This window comes from Ignavibacteriota bacterium, assembly GCA_016713565.1.
GTDB lineage: Bacteria > Bacteroidota > Ignavibacteria > Ignavibacteriales > Melioribacteraceae.
In genome coordinates, this window is the sequence record JADJOX010000008.1 from 34266 (window position 1) to 56304 (window position 22039).

The window sequence follows — 22039 nt, forward strand, 5'->3', positions numbered from 1 at the left end:
GTTATGTGATACTGAAATTATTTGCAAAAAATTGAACCGGTTTTAACGTATAAAAAACGATATATAAAAATAAAGATTTTAATCATTATTAAATGAGGTAGGAAAATGAAAATAATAATTGCCGTTTTACTCTTAATCATAACATCCGGTACAAATTATTTTGCTCAATCAGAAGAGAATTCGGTTATAGAGAATTTTAAACCGTCTTCAAATACTCAGCCCGGCAAAGATTATCCGATGGTTAATTCTGAAAGAAGAGTTAGAGCAAGTGTTTCTGCGCCCGACGCGCATACGGTTCAGCTCGATATCAGCGCGGTAAAATATGATCTCAAAAAAGACGCAAACGGAATATGGACCGGCGAATCTGCACCGCAAGATGAAGGGTTTCACTATTATCAGTTATGGATTGACGGAGCCGCTGTTCCTGATCCTAGCAGTTTATATTATTACGGCGCCATGAGATGGGGCAGCGGAATCGATATTCCAGCGCATGATGAAAATATTTATGAAATTAAAAATGTTCCGCACGGACAAATCAGAGAAATTTATTTCCCTTCAAAAAGCACAAATTGCGATAGGAGAGCTTTTGTCTATACGCCTCCAGATTATGAAAAAAATCTAAATGATAAATATCCTGTCTTATACCTGCAGCACGGATGGGGAGAAAACGAATACGGCTGGCCTAATCAGGGAAAGACGAATTTTATTATGGATAATCTTATCGCGGAAGGTAAAGCAAAACCGTTTATAATTGTTATGACATACGGAATGACAAACGAAGTTAAAATTGGCGGACTAAAAGATTTTGACATTACGCCGTTTCAAACTGTGTTGGTCGACGAACTCATTCCTTACATTGATTCAAATTTTAGAACGTTAAAAGATCAGCCGAACAGAGCAATGGCCGGCTTATCTATGGGCGGATTTGAAACTCGACTAATCACACTTAAAAATCTAGATATTTTTTCGCATATCGGCCTTTTTAGCGGCGGAAGCATTAGCCTTGAAGATGTAAAGAACACACCTAATTTTAAAGAAAAAGTCAAACTTGTTTTTGTCAGTTTTGGCGGACGCGAAATCGATGCGATGAAAAACAGTAATAGAAATTTCTGGGGTGATCCGGTTGAAAATACTAATGCTATTACTAAAGAAGGTGTAAATACACATTTTTATGTTTCTCCAGAAACAGCGCATGAATGGCAAAGTTGGAGAAGAAGTTTGTATGAGTTTGCTCAGTTAGTATTTAAGAAATAAGGAAAATTTTATGAAAAATATTCAGCTAGCGTTATTTCTTACGCTGATAGTTATATCGAACAATATAAACTTTGCGCAAAATATTGTTGAAGATTTTAAACCATCGTCAACAGTTCAGCCGGGGAAAGAATTTCCTGAGGTAAATTCGGAAGGCAGAGTTAGAGTTTCAATCTCGGCTCCTGAAGCTAAACGTGTTCAGCTCGATATTAGCGCCGTAAAATATGATCTTAAAAAAAATACAGAAGGTATTTGGATTGGAGAATCTGATCCGCAAGATGAAGGATTTCATTATTATCAAATTTGGGTTGACGGCGCCGCGGTTCCCGATCCCGGCAGTTTATACTTTTACGGCGCTGGACGTTGGGGAAGCGGAATTGAAATCCCTGCAAATGATAATGATTTTTATAAATTAAAAAATGTTCCGCATGGAAACGTATGTGAGAAGTTATACTTTTCAAATTTAACTCAAAAATGGCGAAGGTGTTTTGTTTATACACCGCCGGATTACAATTCAAATTCACTTGATAGATTTCCGGTTTTGTATTTGCAGCATGGAAGTTTTGAGGATGAAACCGGCTGGAAAAATCAAGGCTTTGCAAATCTGATTTTAGATAATTTGATTGCAGAAAATAAAGCAATTCCGATGATTATTGTTATGGATAATGGTTATGCATTTGAAGCATCTCAAAACAGCGATAAAAAAAATCCGCCCAAATTTGTGTTTGAAGAAGTTTTAATTCAAGAAATAATTCCAATGATTGATACAACTTATAGAACAATTGCCGACAGGAATCATAGGGCAATGGCAGGACTTTCAATGGGCGCAAATCAAACAATAAGAATCACAATGAACAATTTGGACAAATTTTCTTATATCGGAGGATTCAGCGGAACATCAAATTATCCGAGTAGTGATAAAATCGACCGTGAAACATTTATGAACGGAATTTTCAAAAACGGAAATGATTTGAATAAAAAAATAAATCTCTTTTGGTTAGGAATGGGAACAAAAGAACCAAACCCTTTTCCCGGTTCTATTGGCGCATTTCTGGCAATGCTGAATGAAGCTGGTGTAGAGCATGTTTATTATGAATCTCCAAAAACAGCTCATGAATGGCTTACATGGCGAAGAAGCTTATATCAATTTGCTCAATTGTTATTTAAAAAGAATAAATAATGCGGGATGATAGAAATGAAATTGGTTAAAATATTTTTACCGATATGTTTATTGATAACTACTTTAACGCATGCTCAAGAAACAATTGAATTGTACAGTGCGCAAATTCCCAATTCAAAAATTTCAAGCGTTAAAGAAGAATTCGATAATGGGATTTATAAAGGTGTTACAATTCCGACTTTGGAAATCTTCTTACCCGAAAAAGATAAAGCAAATGGAACCGGAGTAATAATTTGTCCTGGCGGCGGTTATGCGGTTATTGTTTATGAAGCCGAAGGAATTAGAACCGCAAAAGAATTTGCGAAACATGGAATTGCCGCGTTTATATTAAAATATAGACTTCCAAATGACTCTTCAATGTTAGATAAAAAAAACGGACCGCTTCAAGACGCGCTTCAGGCAATGAAAATTGTAAGAGAAAACACGGAAAAATGGAATTTGAACAAAAACAAAATTGGGATAATGGGTTTTTCCGCGGGCGGACATTTGGCATCAACAGCTGCAACTCATTTTGATATGAAAATAATTGAAAATGCAGAAGGCATAAATTTACGTCCGGATTTTCAAATCCTGATTTATCCAGTAATCAGCATGCGTGAAATACTTACGCATAAAGGCTCAAGGTATAATTTGCTCGGTGATAATCCAACCGAAGAAATTACCGATTTGTTTTCAAACGAATTACAAGTAAATGAAAAAACGCCGCCGGCATATATTACTCACACAGGTGATGATGTAGTTGTTACAGTTGATAACAGTTTGGAATATTACAAAGCGCTGCAGAAATTTAATATTCCCACGGAAATTCACATTTATCCAAAAGGAAATCACGGATTTGTACTTTCTCAAATTACTGAAAAATGGATGGAGCCAATCATTAATTGGTTGAATATAAATAATTAAAATTAATTAAAAAATGCAGATTATAAAAAATACAAAAGTTGTTTCAGTCGGAATTAATTCAGCTGAATTTAGTGAAATAAAATTCAGTTAATAACCGGTAGTGGGAAAATTCAAATTAAAGTATGAATTATAAATAACAATATATAGAGTTAAAGATGAAAAAGTTAATTTTTACAATTTTATTCGTTTCAATATCATTTAATATTTACGGACAATTACTGCCGTATAGAAATCCGAATTTAAGTTCGGAAGAAAGAGCAAAAGATTTAATTTCGCGTTTAACATTAGAAGAAAAAGCAGCTTTGATGTGCGACATTTCAGACGCGATACCTCGGCTTGGAATTAAGAAATTTAATTGGTGGAGTGAAGCGCTGCACGGGTTAGCAAACAACGACAGTGTTACGGTTTTTCCTCAACCAATAGGAATGGCTGCTTCATTTGACGATGAATTAGTTTATAAAATATTTGACGCTGTATCGGATGAAACACGAGCTAAATATAATATATCTCAGAAAAGAGGTCAGGAAAACAAAAGATTTTTAAGTCTTTCAGTTTGGACTCCGAACATAAATATTTTCCGCGATCCAAGATGGGGGCGCGGACAGGAAACGTACGGTGAAGATCCATATCTTATGTCTAGAATGGGAATATCCGTTGTTAAAGGTCTGCAGGGCCCTGAAGATGCGAAGTATAAAAAATTATTAGCATGTGCAAAACATTACGCCGTTCATTCCGGCCCGGAATGGAGCCGACACTCATTAAATTTGATTGATGTTGATCCGCGTGATTTATGGGAAACATATTTGCCGGCATTTAAAGCATTGGTTCAAAAGGCTGATGTTCGAGAAGTAATGTGCGCGTATCAGCGACTCGACGACGAACCTTGCTGCGGAAATACAAGGTTACTTCAGAATATCCTGCGCGATGAATGGGGTTTTAAATATTTGGTAGTTTCCGACTGCGGCGCCATTGATGATTTTTATAACAGCCACAAAGTATCCTCCACACCAACTCATGCCGCTTCAAAAGGTGTTTTGGCTGGTACCGACATCGAATGTCAATGGAATAAACATAATTATAAAAAATTACCGGAGGCTGTTGAAAAAGGTCTTTTGAGTGAAGAAGATATAAACGAAAGATTGATTCGCGTGTTGATCGGACGTTTTGATTTGGGAGAAATGGATGATGATGAAATTGTGCCATGGACCAAGATTCCTGCCTCAATAATAAATAATGATGAACATAAAAACTTAGCATTGGAAATGGCGCGCGAAACTATGACTTTGCTTCAAAACAGAAACAATATACTTCCGTTAAAAAAATCAATTGAAAAAGTAGCCGTCATTGGACCTAATGCGGACAACGTACCGATGCTGTGGGGAAACTACAACGGCATTCCAATTAAAACTATTACAATACTTGATGGTATTAAATCAAAAATTACAGATGGAAAAATAATTTATGATAAAGGATGCGATCTGGTTGAAGATAAAGTAACTCAAAGTTATTTCTCGCAATGTTTCATAAACGGCAAACAGGGATTTAGCGCGACATTCTGGAATAATCAAAACCGCGAAGGCGCAAGTGCGGCGGTTCAGCAGTTCAGCAATCCAATAAAATTAACAACAGCCGGGCAGCACGAGTTTGCATCGGGAGTTAAACTTGAAGGATTTACAGGAGTTTTCGAAACAGAATTTATTCCTAAAATCAGCGAAGAAATTGTTTTTAAATACGGAGCCGTCGGGCATTTCGAATTATACATCAATGAAGAGAAACTAACACAATTTGATAATTGGAAAATCTTACCGACCAAGTTTCATTATAAAGTCGAAGCGGGGAAAAAATATAAAATTGAATTAAGATTCGGACAATTGTATAATTGGCAGGCAAACCTTGAATTCGACTTCGGCAAAGAAGTTGACGTTGACTATACCGACTTAATAAAAAAATTGAAAGGAGTTGAAACTATAGTTTTTGTGGGCGGACTTTCATCATTACTTGAAGGTGAAGAAATGCCCGTTTCATATCCAGGATTTAAAGGCGGAGACCGCACTAATATTGAACTTCCGTCTGTTCAGCGAAATTGCCTTAAGGCTCTGAAAGAAGCCGGTAAAAAAATAATATATGTTAATTGCTCCGGATCAGCAATTGCACTTACACCCGAAACCGAAACATGCGACGCAATTCTACAAGCTTGGTATGGCGGCGAAATCGGCGGGCAAGCAGTAGCTGATGTGTTATTCGGTGATTCAAATCCTTCGGGAAAACTTCCAGTTACATTCTACAAAAATTCTGAGCAACTACCGGATTTTGAAAATTACTCAATGCAGAATAGAACTTACAGATATATGGATAATGCATTATTCCCATTTGGTTTTGGCTTAAGCTATACAACATTTTCAATTGGTGAAGCGGAATTTAACAAAACGTCAATAAAAAATAATGAATCGATAAAAATAAATGTTCCTGTCGCCAATATTGGAAAGCGAGACGGAACTGAAATTATTCAAGTATATGTTAAAAAGGTAAACGATGCGGATGGACCGATAAAAACTCTTAAAGGATTTAAAAGGGTGAAAATATCTTTAGGTGAAAAAGTAAACGTTGAAATTGAATTACCTTCCGACTCTTTTGAGTTTTATGATAGAATGGATGACAAAATGAAAATTGCATCCGGCAACTATGAGATATTTTACGGTAATAGTTCGGATGCAAAGAATTTAAAAAGCAAAATTGTTTCAGTTCAATAATTTCTATTGAATATGAAAATGATTTATAAACTGAATACTTGCAATAGGTGAAAGATGAAAAAAATAATTTTAATCGTTATTTGTATTGTTTACATGAATCAAATCAGTCGTGCTCAAATAACGGAGAAGCAAGCCCCCGTTGGGTTTGACGTCTATAAGGAAAATATTGCTCACGGCAAAATTGATTCGGTGATTTATGAATCAAAGACTGTGGGGACAAAAAGAAAAGCAATAATATATACTCCGCCCTTATTTTCAAATGATGAAAAGTATCCGGTGCTTTATCTTCTTCACGGAATAGGAGGGGATGAAAAGGAATGGCAAAACGGAGCGCAGCCGCAAATTATTTTTGATAATTTATATGCCGAGAATAAAATTGAGCCGATGATAGTTGTTATGCCGAATGGCAGAGCAATGAAAGATGACCGCGCGATTGGAAATATCTTCGATAAAGATAAAGTTGAAGCGTTTGCCAATTTTGAAAAAGATTTACTTGAAGACCTTATCCCATTTATAGAAAAAAAATTCCCGGTAATCAAAAATAGAGAAAACCGTGCTATTGCCGGACTTTCTATGGGCGGCGGACAATCATTAAATTTCGGACTTGGAAATTTAGATAAGTTTGCTTGGGTCGGTGGATTTTCATCGGCGCCAAATACAAAAGTTCCCGAACTGCTATTCCCAAATCCCGAAGAAGCAAGACAGAAATTAAAATTGCTCTGGATATCATGCGGAGATAATGACGGTTTAATTCCATTCAGCATTAGGACGCACGAATATGCCCGTGATTTTGATGTCCCTCATATATTTTACGTCGAACCCGGAGTACACGATTTTAAAGTTTGGAAAAACAGCTTATATATGTTCTCCAAGTTAATATTTAAACCTGTCGATTATATTATATTTTCTGAATACAGTCCTTTAGGAATACCTGCTTCGAGCAATGTCAGAAGGGCAAAATATCCGCAGATACTTCAAGATAACAGAGTAATATTTCAAATTAAAGCCCCGGAGGCAAAGATTGTACAGATTGACCTTGGTAAAAAATATGACTTGATAAAAAATACTGACGGAATTTGGGAAATTACAACAGACACAATCAGCGAGGGATTTCATTATTATTCACTTCTTATTGATGGTGTTGCAGTTGCGGATCCCGCTAGTGAAACATATTACGGTATGGGAAGAATGGCTGCCGGTATTGAAATACCGCACAAAAATGATTTTTATTATGAACTTAAGGATGTTCCGCATGGCGATATAAGAATAAAAAAATATTTTTCAAAAGTGTTAAACAGATGGAGACAATTCTATATTTATACTCCTGCCGGATATGATCAAAATGTAGATGAAAAATATCCCGTACTTTATATTTTACACGGCGGAGGTGAAGATGAAAGAGGATGGGCAGTACAAGGAAAAACTGACCAAATTTTAGATAATTTAATTGACTTGAAAAATGCCGTTCCAATGCTAATTGTAATGCCGGACGGTAATATTGATGCACCTATGTTCGGCGATCAGACTTTAAAATTATTTGAAGCCGAATTAAAGAATTCTTTAATTCCATTCATAGAGAAAAATTACAGAGTTAAAACGGAACCTCAAAACCGCGCGCTTGCAGGATTATCCATGGGCGGAATTCAAACATTATTTGCCGGCGTTAACAATACGGATTTGTTTTCTTACTTAGGCGTATTCAGTTCGGGTTGGATTCAGCCGATGCAAAATGATCTGGCAAATTCTCAATATGATTTCATGAAAAACAATGCGGATAAAATTAACAGTAATTTGAAATTATTTTGGATATCCATGGGCGGTAAAGAAGATATTGCTTATAATAATTGTCAATTGATGCTGAAAAAATTTGATGAAATGAAAATCAATTATCAATATAGTGAATATTCCGGGGGACATACCTGGCCGGTTTGGCGTCACGATTTATATAAAATAGCTCAGCTTTTATTCAAGTAATTAATTTAAAATATTAATGAGTCTTTATTTATGTCAAAATGTTATTTACTGTTTACGGTTTTTGTATTAGTTGCAATTTCTTTAACAGCGCAGCAAATTAAAAATTCGAAACGAATCAGTCCGAATTTATTTGGAATATTCTTTGAAGATATCAATTACTCGGCAGATGGAGGACTATACGCTGAGCTAGTACAAAACCGTTCTTTTGAATATAGTCCAACTGAACAAAAAAGCTGGAACCCTCTTTCGTTTTGGGAATATATTTCACCCGGATTTTCATACGGAAGAATAAGCGTAGAAACAACTTCTCCTATTCATCAAAATAATCCCCATTACATTGTGATCGATGTTGAACACGTTGGGCATGAAGCTAATTATATTGGTGATTCCGGTGTTGGAATTAAAAATTACGGATATGGCGGAATGGTGATAAATGCGGATGATAAATATATCCTGACATTCTTCGCCCGTCAAATATCGGAAGAACCGATCAATTTTAATTTAAGCCTGCAGAGTACATCCGGCTCAGTAAAATATGCCGAAACCGAAATTACGGTATCTTCAAAAGAATGGAAAAAATATTCAACTACTTTTATTGCTTCTGAAAATAGTGATAGCGCGGTCTTAGTTATTCTTGCCACATCGAAATGTAAATTTGCGATCGATGTTATATCACTTTTTCCCGAAAAAACTTTTCATAACCGCGAGAACGGTTTAAGAAATGACCTTGCTCAAGTTTTAGCCGATATGAAACCAAAATTTATTCGATTCCCGGGCGGATGTCTGGTACACGGCGATGGTTTGGGAAATATGTACAGATGGAAAAATACAATAGGACCGATTGAACAAAGAAAGGAGCAAAGAAATATTTGGGGTTACAATCAAACAGCAGGCTTAGGATATTTCGAATATTTTCAGTTTTGCGAGGATATTGGAGCAAAACCCTTACCTATTGTCCCGGCTGGAGTAAGCTGCCAAAATTCAGGAGGTACTTGGCGTATCGGAGGAACCGGACAAAAAGCATTGCCAAATAGCCAGATGCCGGATTATGTTCAAGAAATTTTGGATTTGATTGAATGGGCAAACGGACCGGTTACTTCTATTTGGGGTTCAAAAAGAGCCGAAGCCGGACATGCAAAACCATTTAATCTCGAATACATTGGAATTGGCAATGAAGACAAAATGACTCCCGAATTTATTGAACGCTTTAAAATGATTTATGAAGTTGTTAAAGCTAAACATCCCGAAATAAAAGTTATCGGTACTGTCGGACCTTTTCACAGTGGCGAGGATTTTGACAAAGGCTGGAAATTAGCCGATGAACTGAAAATCCCTATTGTAGATGAACATTATTATACCGATCCAAAATGGCTTATCGCAAATCAATATCGCTACGATAAGTATGATAGAAGTAAATCGAAAGTTTATTTGGGTGAATATGCATCCTGGGGTAACAAATTTTTTAATGCTCTTGCTGAAGCATCGTATCTTACATCTTTGGAACGAAATGGCGACTTGGTTGTGATGGCATCTTATGCTCCTTTATTTGCAAAAAAAGATTTCACTCAATGGAAAATAGATATGATCTTTTTCGACAATTCCAAAATTGTTCTGACTCCGAATTATTTTGTCCAGAAAATGTTTATGAACAACCAAGGCGATTTGTATTTGAACAATATTATTGATTGGAATAAAAATGACAGTTCTTTAGCTGCTTCTGCAGTATTTGATACTCAAACCGAAGATATAATACTTAAACTAGTAAATGCCGACGGTGAATCAAAAAAGATGAAAATAAATTTATCGGATTTTGCAAATATTAATTCCAACGCGGAATTAACACTTATAACCGGAAATGCTGAAGATGAAAATACATTTGAAAATCCTAAAAAAATTGAAAACGTGCAATCCAATTATATAGTGAGCGCAAATTTTGAATATAAATTACCTGCATTGTCATTCAGTGTAATAAGAATTAAAAACAATAAGTGATTTTAGAGGTTAGGTAATTTTAAAATGAAGAAAATACTTTTAATTGTCTGCATTGTCTTTCTCATTAATGCTCAAAATGTTGGCCAGTCATGGACTGCGGACAATGGCAACGGGACTTATACAAATCCTTTGTTTTATGATGAATTCTCCGATCCGGATATTATTCGAGTTGAAGATGATTTCTACATGACGGGAACAACGATGCACACTGTGCCAGGATTGCCGGTGTTACATTCAAAAGATCTTGTCAATTGGGAATTATTAAGTTATGCGTTTGATAGATTTAACTTGGGACCGGAATTCAATTTAGATGAAGAAAAGGAAGCTTATGGACAAGGTATTTGGGCTCCGTGCATTCGTCATTACAAAGGTATGTTTTACATTTTTTCAAATGTTAACGGACATGGAATACAAATATTTACATCAGCAAAACCCGAAGGACCATGGCAGCACAAATCATTAAAAGCGGAAATATATGACTTGTCCGTTTTATTCGACGATGACGAAAAAATTTATGCGGTATATAAATATAATGAAGTGCACCTTGTCGAATTAAAACCTGATTTAAGCGGAGTAGTAGAAGGAACCGATAGCATAATAATATCGGCGGGAAACGCAATGGGCGAAGGACATCACATTTACAAAGTAAATGGAAAATATTTTATAATTAGTGCGAATTTTTCACCCTCGGGAAGAATGCAGTGTGCACGTGCCGATAATCCTTACGGACCATATGAAACAGTTGTAATTAGTTCTGATGAAACAATGGGCTTTCAGCGCGGTTGGTGGCTGATTGATCCGGGCATAGGAAAAAATTTGCCCGAACCGGGACAAAAAATAGAAATGTATGAAACGCCGGAAAATGAATACGGCGCGGTACCTCTGCATCAAGGTGGAATTGTCGATCTTCCGAATGGCGAATGGTGGGGATTCTCAATGATGGATTTCAGATCGATGGGACGAACCACTTGTTTATCTCCAGTCACATGGTTTGATGGATGGCCGTATTTCGGACTGACCGGAAATCTCGGCAGAACGCCAAGGACTTGGTTAAAGCCAATAAACAGTGAAAAAATAAAACCAAAATCTGCTTATACGCGAAGTGATAATTTTAACGGACCTGATCTTCAAAATGTTTGGCAATGGAATCACAATCCAAATGATGAAAAATGGAAATTGAATCAAGACAAAGGCTCATTGCGTTTATATACTTTACCTGCAAAAAATTTTTTGCGGGCCAAAAATACTTTGACTCAAAGAGTAATCGGACCTGAATCGTACGCGACTGTTGAATTAGATGCGGCAAATTTAAAAAATGGAGACATTGCCGGTTTGGCTTACCTGAATATTCCTTATGCATATGTTGGAATTAAAAAAGTGAAAGAAGAATTTTTACTCAGTCACTATGATTTATATTCAAATAAAACAATTGAAAAAAAAATATCATCAAGCAAAATAAGTTTCAGAGCTTCGGGAAATTATGAAAAAGATATTGCGCAATTAAGTTATAGTTTTGATGGGAAAACTTTTATAGAAATTGGAGACTCAATTCGGCTGCCGTATCAGCTGAAAACATTTCAAGGTTCGAGGTATGCACTTTTTGCATACAACACAATCGGCAATGAAGGAGGCTATGTTGATTTTGAAGATTTTAAACTTGCTGAACCTTTAGCTGATCGTTCAAACAACATCCCATTAAATAAAATAATTACTTTAACAAATTTGACTGATGAAACCCATGTATGGGCAAATCCGCATGGTATGATGCATTCTATAAAACAGGGCTCAAAAGAATTTGAAGGCCTGGGTTGTCAATTTAAAGTACATGACCGCAAGAATGGAAGAGTTAGTCTTGAAGCGATGAATGGAGTGGGATTTTTGACAGTTGTGGGAATCGGTTTAACTGCCGATGTCAGATTAATAAAGGAAGAATCGGAAGGAAGTTTATTCCAGTGGCAGGATCTGCTTCATGGAAACTGCATGCTTATGTCGCTTAAAACAAACAGATATGTAGGTATAACCAAAGGTACCGGTAGCGCATATTCCGCAGATTTCCCGGGAACATTACCGAATAGAAAAAACGGAACTGTTTTCATTTGGCGCGAAATGGAAAAATAATCGCGGTTAAATGAAGCTGCAAATTAAATACGAAATAAAATGAAAAAATATTAACATATAAAAAAATAATTCTGATTCTGATATTTATCTGCAGTCAAATAACTTATTCACAGGTCGTGCTTCCCAAATTAATAAGCGATGGAATGGTACTGCAGCGGGACGCGAAAATAAAAATATGGGGTTGGGCTTCGAAAAATGAAGAAGTTAAAATTCATTTTATTGATTCAACTTATATTACTAAAACAAATCAGGTAGGTGAATGGTCTGTTAATATTTCCGAATTAAAATCCGGCGGACCTTATGAGATGCAAATAGACGCAAGTAACTCAATTAAAATTAAGGACATACTTGTTGGCGATGTTTGGGTTTGCTCCGGACAATCCAATATGGGATTACCGCTTGGCGTGTTAAAAGATGTTTATAAGGATGAGATCAGTGAAATAAATAATCCTATGATCCGCCAATTCTCAACATTTCCAAGAACAAACTTTTCAAACCGTGATTCTGATTTTAAGTTCGGAATATGGCAGCATGCGGATTCAAATAATATTTACGGCTTAACAGCGGCAGGTTATTTTTTTGCGAAAAACATATACGAAATTTACAAAGTGCCGATAGGATTATTAAATGTAAATATGGGTGGTTCTGCCGCGGAAGCATGGATTAGCGAAGAATCTATGAAAGAATTTCCTATTTACTATAAAGAATTATTGAAATTTAAGAGCCCCGGGTATTTGGAATTGAGAAATAAACAAGACGATGAAAGAGCGAATAATTGGAATCGAATGTTGAGAATAAACGATATTGGGCTAAAAGATGAAAAGCAATTATGGTCGGATCCAAACTTAAATATTTCTAATTGGGAAAGCATGCAAATCCCGGGTTACTGGGCGGATACAAAAGTCGGCAATGTTAACGGAGTTATTTGGTTCAGAAAGGAATTCTATCTGACAGACAAAAATACAAATGGATCAGCGTATTTGAAATTAGGCAGAATAGTTGACAGCGATTCAGTTTTTATAAATGGGAAATTTATTGGTTCTACAGGTTCTCAGTATATGCCAAGAAATTATGAAATTCAAAATGACATTTTAAATGAAGGCAAAAATGTCATTGTTGTTCGAGTAATCAATTATATTCATAAAGGAGGGTTTGTTCCAGGTAAGAAATATGAATTACTGATCAGCGGTCAAAAAATAAATTTAGCAGGCGAATGGAATTATAAGATTGGAGCAACATCCGAACAATTGGATGACCATTTATTTACTGGGAAAATACCTACGGGATTATTCAATGGAGGTATTGCACCCTTGCTAAATTATAATATCAAAGGCGTTTTGTGGTATCAAGGCGAATCCAATACTAGTCGTGCTTTTGAACATTATGATCTATTTAAATTACTGATCAAAGATTGGCGGAAAAATTGGAAACAAGGCGATTTCCCATTTATCTTTGTTCAGCTTCCGAACTTTGTAGAAGTAAACGTTGAACGTACGAATTATGATTGGGCAATTTTCCGCGAAAGTCAGCTCAAATCCTTATCAATTCCAAATACGGGTATGGCAGTTGCCATTGATATTGGAGAATATAATGATATTCATCCGGTAAACAAAAAAGACATAGGCGCGCGCCTTGCATTAGCCGCGCGTAAAGTTGCATATAACGAGCAAAATATTGTTTACTCTGGACCTATATACAAATCGATGGAAATAATTGAAGATAAGGTAATTTTAAGTTTTTCCAATTCCGGCAGTGGTTTGGTAGTTAAAGGCGGTAAACTGAAGAGTTTTGAAATTTGCGGAATTGATAATGAGTTTTATCCGGCTGAAGCAAAAATTGAAAATAATAAAATTCTTGTTTGGTGCAGTAAAGTACTTCTGCCAGTGGCAGTTAGATATGCATGGAATAATAATCCCGAAGACGCAAATCTTTATAATAAAGAAGGATTACCGGCATCTCCATTTAGAACGAGTGAGCTGTATTGAAAAAAAATATTTAATAAATGATTCTTAAATAAATAAAATATGGGGTCGAAATGAAAAATAATAATCCTACTCAAAAGAGATGTTTACTAATTGACGTGGGTTTTGCCGAAAAATTAAATAATAGTTATTTAATTATAAAAATTAATTTGTTCGTTTTATTCTTTTCGGCAATTATGAATTATTCATATTGTCAGAAACTAAAACTTAACGAATCGGAATATTTCGAAACGCAAGGGTTAAATGTATTGGTTTATAGCAATCAATATAACGGGATGTTCTTCGATGAAAAAACTGCGGGGATTGAAATAATTCAAAACGGCGTCAGAACCTCTACTGGCGGCGCGGTAAGGTTAGCAAACACACCAGAGCAGTGGGATTTGGTTCCGATGGTTGTCGAACGAAAAGTAGATAAAGAAAAAAATAGCATTGACGTTGTATTGAGATATCAAGAGTTTGACTTTGATTCTAAAATTAATGTAACCTCTAAAGATAATGGCGTACTTATAAGTGTTTATCTTGATAAGCCGTTACCTGAAAAGCTTGAAGGCCGTGCCGGCTTCAATTTGGAATTTCTGCCCGCGACTTATTTTGAAAAAACTTACTATATTGATAATGAAGCTGAAAATTTTCCAAGATATCCTTCCGGTAATACTAAGATTGAACCTATACAAAATAAAATTCCGCAGTTCGCAGGACATACGACTTTTGATGATAGGGGCAGAGGTGAATTTATTGTTCCTTATCCGTTAGCTAAAGGTAAAACCATAGTTCTATCGCCCGAATGCCCTGAAAGTTTTGTATCAATAAAAAGTTTAATTTCGGAAATCATGCTGTTCGATGGAAGAAATCTTGCGCAAAATGGTTGGTTCGTTGTTCGCAGTTTGCTTCCCTCAAATAAAACCGGAAAAGTTCTCGAATGGTATCTTGAACCAAACTCAATTCCCAATTGGATCAGAAAACCGAATATTGGATTTTCACAAGTCGGTTATACACCTAATCAAGAAAAAATTGCGGTAATTGAATTGGATAAAAATGATACGCCGTTAAACAGTGCAAAAATATTTATGGTTAATGAAGAAGGAAAATCAATAGAAAAATATAATGGGGAAGTTAAAGTTTGGGGAAAATATCTTAGATATAATTACGCAAAATTTGATTTCAGTTCGGTTAAGCAAAACGGAATATATTACATTCAGTATGGCGATTATAAAACCAATACATTCAGAATTAATAAAAATGTTTATGACGATGTATGGCATCCGACTCTAGATGTTTGGTTTCCCGTACAAATGGATCATATGCTTGTTAATGAAGCTTACAGAGTATGGCACGGCGCGCCTTACTTAGATGATTGTCTCCAAGCCCCGCTGAATCATCAGCACTTCGATGGATATAAAATGGGAGATACGACCGATACGAAATACAAACCATTTGAAAGAATTCCCAATATGGCTGTCGGAGGATGGTTTGATGCGGGTGATTTTGATATTCAGACGGGTTCTCATAACGGTGTAATTTCAAGTTTTGTAGAAACGTGGGAGAATTTTAAAATTGAAAGGGATGAAACTTTTATAGATCAAAAAACCCGGTACGTTGATATTCATCGTCCTGATGGTAAAATAGATATACTGCAGCAAATTGAACATGGAACACTAAACCTTGTTGCTCAGTGCGAAAATATCGGTCATCCGGTTATGGGAATTATTGTCCCAAATTTACATCAATATCATCATCTAGGTGATGCAATAACGGAAACAGACAATCTTCCATATAATCCGAATTTAAAACCTTATGAAACCGATGGAAAATCAAGTGGAACATTGGACGATCGCTGGGCATTTACAACACGTTTACCGTTTTTAGATTTTCAAACATCAGCAACATTGGCTGAAGCTGCTCGAACATTACAAGGATATAATGACGATCTTGCAAATAGAAGTTTGGTAAATTCAAAAAGATTATTAGAAGAAGCCGATGAAATACTTAAAAAACCTATTAAAGATGATAATCCTTGGTGGACAAGATGGGCAAGAGGCGCGGATATTGAGGCTGTTCTGCAATTATATATTACCACAAAAGAACAAAAATATGCAGATAGATTTTTAGAAAAAATTTGGACAGTTCTTGAACCGCCTCAAATTAATGATCCTCAAATCGATCCTAGTTTTTTCTTAAGCAGAAGCATTAAAGTAGCATTAAAAGCGGCACCTTATATGGGTGACGATTACAAAATGAAATTAAGAGAATATGTTATTAAGTATAAAAAATATTTAACAGAGTTAGAAAAGAAAAATCCTTATGGAATGCCAATTGCAACAGGAGGATGGGGCGGCAGCGGAAACGTTGTTGCAACTGCAATTACAAATTATTTTGCGTATAAATTATATCCGGATATAATGACAAAAGACGATGTTATAAAAGGCGCAAATTATATTTTCGGCTGTCATCCTTATTCAAATCTTTCTTTTGTAAATGCGGTCGGTACAAAATCTAAAAAAATTGCTTATGGAAATAATAGAGCCGATTTTACGACAATTGCCGGCGGAATTGTGCCCGGAGTTATGCTGTTGAAACCTGATTTCTTGGAAAATAAAGACGACTGGCCGTTTTTATGGGGAGAAAATGAAGTAACAATCGGGGGAAGCGCAGATTATGTTTTCTTGGCAAATGCGGTTAAGGATTTATTAAAATAATTTGTGAGGAATTTAAATATGAGTTTCCCGAAAATTATTTCATTCACTCTTCTGAATGCGTGCAACTTAAGATGTAAAATGTGCGGGCAATGGAGTGAAACCGGATATGTAAAAAATAAAATTGTCGAAACAAATCCGCAATTAGATTTGAATGTATGGAAAAAACTCATTGATGAAATTTCTCAGCATGAAATTAGATTCGTTTTAATTAGGGGAGGAGAACCGTTTCTTTTTCCCCAAATTATGGACTTGATAAAATACGCAAATAGTAAAAATCTGTTTCTTTCAATTGATACGAACGGAACGATGATTGAAAAATTTGCCGAAGAACTTGTGCAATTGGGCAAAATGCATATAACTTTTTCCGTTGACGGACCTGAAAAAATACACGATGAAGTTCGCGGAATTAAAGGAAGTTATCAAAAAATAAAAAATAATATTGCATTATTTAATGAACTTGAATGCAAATATAATAAGCCGCTTAGTAAAAGTATTTGCTTTACAATTAGTAAATATTCTTATAAAGGTTTGGGAGAAATGCCGAACACAGCACGAGAGATGGGAATTAAATCGATTAATATTGTGCCTTTTTATTATTTCAATACTGAAACCGGCGCAAAATATGAAAGCGAACTTAAGAATGTTTTTAAGGCTTCAGCTTATTCTTGGAAAGGATTTTATAGTGAGGATTCGGGAATTGATTTAATGGAATTTCAATCGCAGTATCAGAATTATATTTCAACATTGGGAGGTATTGAAAATTTTCCATTTATGCCATTGAGTTTTGATGAGTACAAAGAATGGTTCTCGAATTCATGTTCTGTTGTCGGATTAGAGAGATGCTTGAATGTGGAAAATCTAATTGATATTCAACCTAATGGAGATGCCAATTTTTGTATTGATTTTCCAGATTATGTTTTTGGCAATATTAAAGATAAATCAATTGAAGAAGTATGGAATTCCGAGGAAGCAGAAATATTCAGAAAATACCGAAGAGAAAAGCCTCTAGCCGTTTGCTATAGATGCGGCGCAAAATATTGTTCAGAGATAAAAGAATAAGTTAATTATAAGAAAGGTTAAACTGAAAAATAAAACCAGAATACGAATGAAGCAGAAAATGCAAAATCAAAAAATGAAAACTTATGTTGGAGATTTTTAATATCAAACTTTGCGGAAAATAGTTAAGCAGATTTAAAAGCAAAGCTGTGAATAACGAAAGAAAAAGTCAGCAATGTTATAACTAATTAAAATTGAGAAATATTATGAAAAAGAAATTTACAATTATGTTCCTTTTTTATGCATTAGCGATGTTCGCTCAAAATGCGAAAATTAAATTTGATATCAGCCGAATCGTTGGTGAAGTTGATCCGAAAATTTATGGCGTATTTATGGAGCCGATACATTTCAATGGGGCTAGAATGGGATTACCAGACACCGTTGATTTTAATACACTATACGGGACACTGTATAATCCTTCATCGCCTCTGGCTGATGATAACGGATTTAGGAAAGATTACATTAATGCAATGAGAGAATTAAAAATTACAAATATGCGCTGGCCTGGCGGAAATTTCCTGATGGGATATAATTGGGAAGATGGAATTGGTCCTAAAGATAAGAGACCATCTCGTATAAATCTGGCTTGGGGCGGATTGGAAAGTAATCACGTCGGGACAGATGAATGGATACAGCTGAATAAATCAATAGGAAGTGAAAATGTTGTGTGCGTTAATCTTGGACTCGGCACAATACAAGACGCACATAATTGGGTTGAGTACTGTAATTATAAAAAAGGTACTTATTATTCTGACTTAAGAATTAAGAACGGACACAAAGAGCCCTATAATGTTAAAATTTGGGATTTGGGAAATGAAGTCGATGGATATCCTTGGGAGCTTGGGCATAAAGACGCGGAAGATTACGTAAAAATTGGTAGAGAAACCGCCAAAGCAATGAAAGCCGTAGACGGCACAATAGACTTTGTCGCTTCCGGTTCTTCTTATTATGAGCCTACCGGAAAATGGATCGAATGGAATAGAACAATTCTGTCCGGACTTGGCGATATGATCAAATATATTTCAATTCATCGTTATTGGGAAAGAGAAAAAGATTATTATGATTATATGGGTAAAAGTGCGATGGATTTTGAAGAAAAAATAAAAATTCCCGCATCCGAAATTGAAGCCGTAAAAGCAATGAAGGGATTTAAAAACGAAATTTATATTTCTTTTGACGAATGGGGTGTATTCGGGCAAAACTTTTTATCGATATTGCCGATTGCTCAATGTCTAAATTCATTTATACGTCATGCGAATGTTGTGAAAATGGCAAACTTTACAATGCTCACTTCTTTGCTTTCGAACGACGTTAAAAACGGAACTTATAAATCACCGCTCTTCTATACTTTTAAAATGTTTTCGACAAATTGTTTGGGAAATTCAATTGACTCGCATGTTGATTGCGATACTTTTAATACGGAAAAGTATAAAGGGATTCCATACCTCGATGTTACTTCGGTTTATAATAAGGAAGAAAAAGTTGTTTATATAAATGTAGTAAATAGAAATAAGGATGAAAATATTAAAACTGATGTTTTTTGCATGGAAGGAAAATTAACGGGCACTGCCGAATTAAGTATTTTAAATGCTGAATCGGTAGAAGAACCTTTTTCTTTTGGGAAACAAGATCAATATAAACCCGATGTTAAAAATATTGATGTTATGGATAATAAATTAACTTTGAGCTTCCCGCCACATTCGTTTACACAAATCAAAATTAATATTAATGAATGATGAAAATATTATACAGAAAAAAGTAAAGGATTTAAAATCCGGGGAATTAAGATGAATGCATTTTTGAAAAAATTTGTAAAGGTGTGTCCAAAATCTGGAAAAATTAAAAAAATAATTTTACCTAAAGGATATTATAGATTGCTTTTACCTTTTGTTGGATTAGCCGCATTACTATGGATCGCGTTTCGAGTAATTCCCAAGCCAAGCCGAGCAGCATATCCTTGTGTTAAGGCGGCAACTCCGTTTGCAACAAGTTTTCTTATTTGGGTAACGGGAATTGCGGCTTCGTATAAGGCATTTTCAAAAATGAAATACAATTTTGCAAATTCTTCTTATTTCAGAAGCAGTTTATTTTTTGCGCTTGGAATAATTTTGAGCGTATTTACTCTTAGTCATGATGGTACTTTATCCTTTGCCGATAATGCGGAATTGAAACAAGCGTCACTCGAGGCCAATAAACCAATGGGAACTCCTGTCGGAATTTTCCCGGGAAGAGTTGTTTGGGTGCATAATCCCAATGCAACAAATGAGAATTGCGATCCGATGAACGAAAATCATTCTTACTTTAATGAAGAAAACTTTAATCAAGAAATTGTGGATAATATGCTGTCGCAATCGATTCAATCATTAACCGAAACTTCAACCGATTCCGCGGCTTGGGACGCCATTTTCAAATTTCACAATAAAACAAGAGACAAAGGCGAAGTCGGTTACAAATCTACTGAAAAAATATTTTTGAAAATGAACGCCACAAGCGGATGGGGCGGAAATTATAACGATTCGGATTTATCAAAAGTTTATAAATCATGGTGGGGCGGAACAAATCAATATTACGGACTTTCCGAGACTTCTCCTACAATGTTAAAAGCAGTTCTGCGCCAACTCGTTAACGTTGTGAAAGTTCCGCAGGGAAATATTTACATCGGCGATCCAATGAAAATAATTTATAAACATATATATGAATATTTATACCCGGAATTTCCCAATATACATTATTTAGATCACTATGGTCATACAAATTTGAAAAGAGAGCTTGCCGAAAAAGGAACCGTCCCCGTTATAAAATATTCAGATAAGGGAACGGTATTGCTCGACGGAGGTGTAGGTAAAGATCCCGTTTATGAAGATAAGTTATATAAAATTTATGAAGATATGGAGTATATGATTAACCTTCCTCAAATGAAAGGACACGTCAGAGCGGGAGTAACAATGTTTGCTAAAAATCATTTTGGGTCGCATATTAGAGACGGTGCCAATCATTTGCATAATGGACTTATGAAACCCGGTGAAACGGGACTAGTTTCACGAACAGGATTTGGATTGTACAGAATTCAAGTTGATTTGATGGGACATTATATTCTTGGTAAAAAAAATCTTGTTTATTTGATGGACGCATTGTGGGGAACGGATCACGAATTAAATCCGCCGGCTAAATGGCAGATGCCGCCATTTAATAGCGACTATACCTCATCGCTATTTGCCTCTCTTGATCCGGTGGCTATTGAATCTGTTGGCTATGATTTTATTAGATCTGAATTTACAAAAGAAAGATATCCTTCAAGTTACGAAAATGTTGTTGACGTAATTCAAATGGAAGGCGTTTGTGATTATTTGGAACAAGCCGCTGATTCCGCAAATTGGCCGGAAGGAATAAAGTATGATCCGGAAGGAGATGGAAAACATATCGGCAGTCTCGGTGTGCATGAACATTGGAATAATCCGATTGATAAAGAATATTCAAAAAATTTGGGAATTGGAAACGGTATTGAATTAATTAAAATTGAAGATGCAGCATCAATTCTATCGGCGCCATCTTCATTATCCGCAGTTGTAATTAATAATGATGAAGTTAAATTAAACTGGAATGATAACTCAAATGAAGAGGAAGGATTCATAATTGAAAGAAAGGAAAATGTAGATAACGCGGAATATATAATTTTAGATACTATAGCAGCAAATCAAATTGCGTATATTGATTCCAGCAGTAAGTTTGTATCCAGTTATTATTATAGAATTAAAGCATATAATAATTTATTAAGCTCCAAATATACGCAGCCAGTAATGGTTTCAAATATTGTTGTTGTCGGCGTAAACCAGGAATCTTTGCCAAATTATTTTAAGCTTTATCAAAACTACCCAAATCCATTTAATCCGATTACAAATATCTCCTTTAATTTAAGTGAAAATTCTGACGTTAATCTTTCCATTTATGATGCTCTTGGAAGATTAGTTAAAGTATTGGTAAACAGCAAATTAACATCGGGGTATTATAATTATGAATGGAACGGCTCAAATTATTCTGGTGATAAAACCGGAAGCGGCATTTACTTCTACAAAATTACAGTAATTGCAAATAATAAAAAAATCAGTGAAATAAAAAAAATGCTCTTAGTGAAATAAT

Annotated in this window: 12 protein-coding genes; all 12 read left to right on the forward strand. The window is 35.4% G+C overall.

The features are described from left to right. Nucleotides 1–105: 105 nt before the first annotated feature. The 12 genes from IPK06_14830 to IPK06_14885 all read left to right on the forward strand — a co-directional run bounded on the left by IPK06_14830 (nt 106) and on the right by IPK06_14885 (nt 22038). On the forward strand, nt 106–1254 hold the full coding sequence (locus IPK06_14830; GenBank protein MBK7981248.1) for an esterase: 1149 nt from the start codon (nt 106–108) through the stop codon (nt 1252–1254). 10 nt (nt 1255–1264) lie between these two features. Continuing rightward, complete coding sequence (locus tag IPK06_14835) at nt 1265–2431, forward strand: esterase (protein MBK7981249.1); 1167 nt, start codon at nt 1265–1267, stop codon at nt 2429–2431. A 15-nt stretch (nt 2432–2446) separates the two neighbouring features. Then, complete coding sequence (locus IPK06_14840) at nt 2447–3334, forward strand: alpha/beta hydrolase (GenBank protein MBK7981250.1); 888 nt, start codon at nt 2447–2449, stop codon at nt 3332–3334. 155 nt (nt 3335–3489) lie between these two features. Continuing rightward, entirely contained in the window at nt 3490–6084 is a 2595-nt protein-coding gene (locus IPK06_14845) for a glycoside hydrolase family 3 C-terminal domain-containing protein (GenBank protein MBK7981251.1), read from the forward strand. Between the two features lie 54 nt (nt 6085–6138). Then, nucleotides 6139–8058, forward strand: coding sequence for an esterase (locus tag IPK06_14850; GenBank protein ID MBK7981252.1), 1920 nt, complete (start codon nt 6139–6141; stop codon nt 8056–8058). 30 nt (nt 8059–8088) lie between these two features. Continuing rightward, nucleotides 8089–10050 carry an alpha-N-arabinofuranosidase gene (locus IPK06_14855; GenBank protein ID MBK7981253.1) on the forward strand — a complete coding sequence of 654 codons (1962 nt, stop codon included), beginning with the start codon at nt 8089–8091 and terminating at the stop codon, nt 10048–10050. Nucleotides 10051–10074: 24 nt separating this feature from the next. Next, complete coding sequence (locus IPK06_14860) at nt 10075–12168, forward strand: glycoside hydrolase 43 family protein (GenBank protein MBK7981254.1); 2094 nt, start codon at nt 10075–10077, stop codon at nt 12166–12168. 143 nt (nt 12169–12311) lie between these two features. Beyond that, nucleotides 12312–14153 carry a beta galactosidase jelly roll domain-containing protein gene (locus IPK06_14865; protein MBK7981255.1) on the forward strand — a complete coding sequence of 614 codons (1842 nt, stop codon included), beginning with the start codon at nt 12312–12314 and terminating at the stop codon, nt 14151–14153. Between the two features lie 173 nt (nt 14154–14326). Beyond that, nucleotides 14327–16846, forward strand: coding sequence for a glycoside hydrolase family 9 protein (locus IPK06_14870; protein MBK7981256.1), 2520 nt, complete (start codon nt 14327–14329; stop codon nt 16844–16846). A gap of 18 nt (nt 16847–16864) precedes the next feature. After that, entirely contained in the window at nt 16865–17905 is a 1041-nt protein-coding gene (locus IPK06_14875; protein ID MBK7981257.1) for a radical SAM protein, read from the forward strand. Nucleotides 17906–18108: 203 nt separating this feature from the next. After that, a complete protein-coding gene (locus tag IPK06_14880; GenBank protein MBK7981258.1) occupies nt 18109–19638 on the forward strand; it encodes an alpha-N-arabinofuranosidase in 1530 nt (509 codons plus the stop codon). Nucleotides 19639–19689: 51 nt separating this feature from the next. Beyond that, nucleotides 19690–22038, forward strand: a complete 2349-nt coding sequence (locus tag IPK06_14885) for a DUF362 domain-containing protein (protein ID MBK7981259.1) — start codon at nt 19690–19692, stop codon at nt 22036–22038. The last annotated feature ends 1 nt before the right edge of the window (nt 22039 follow it).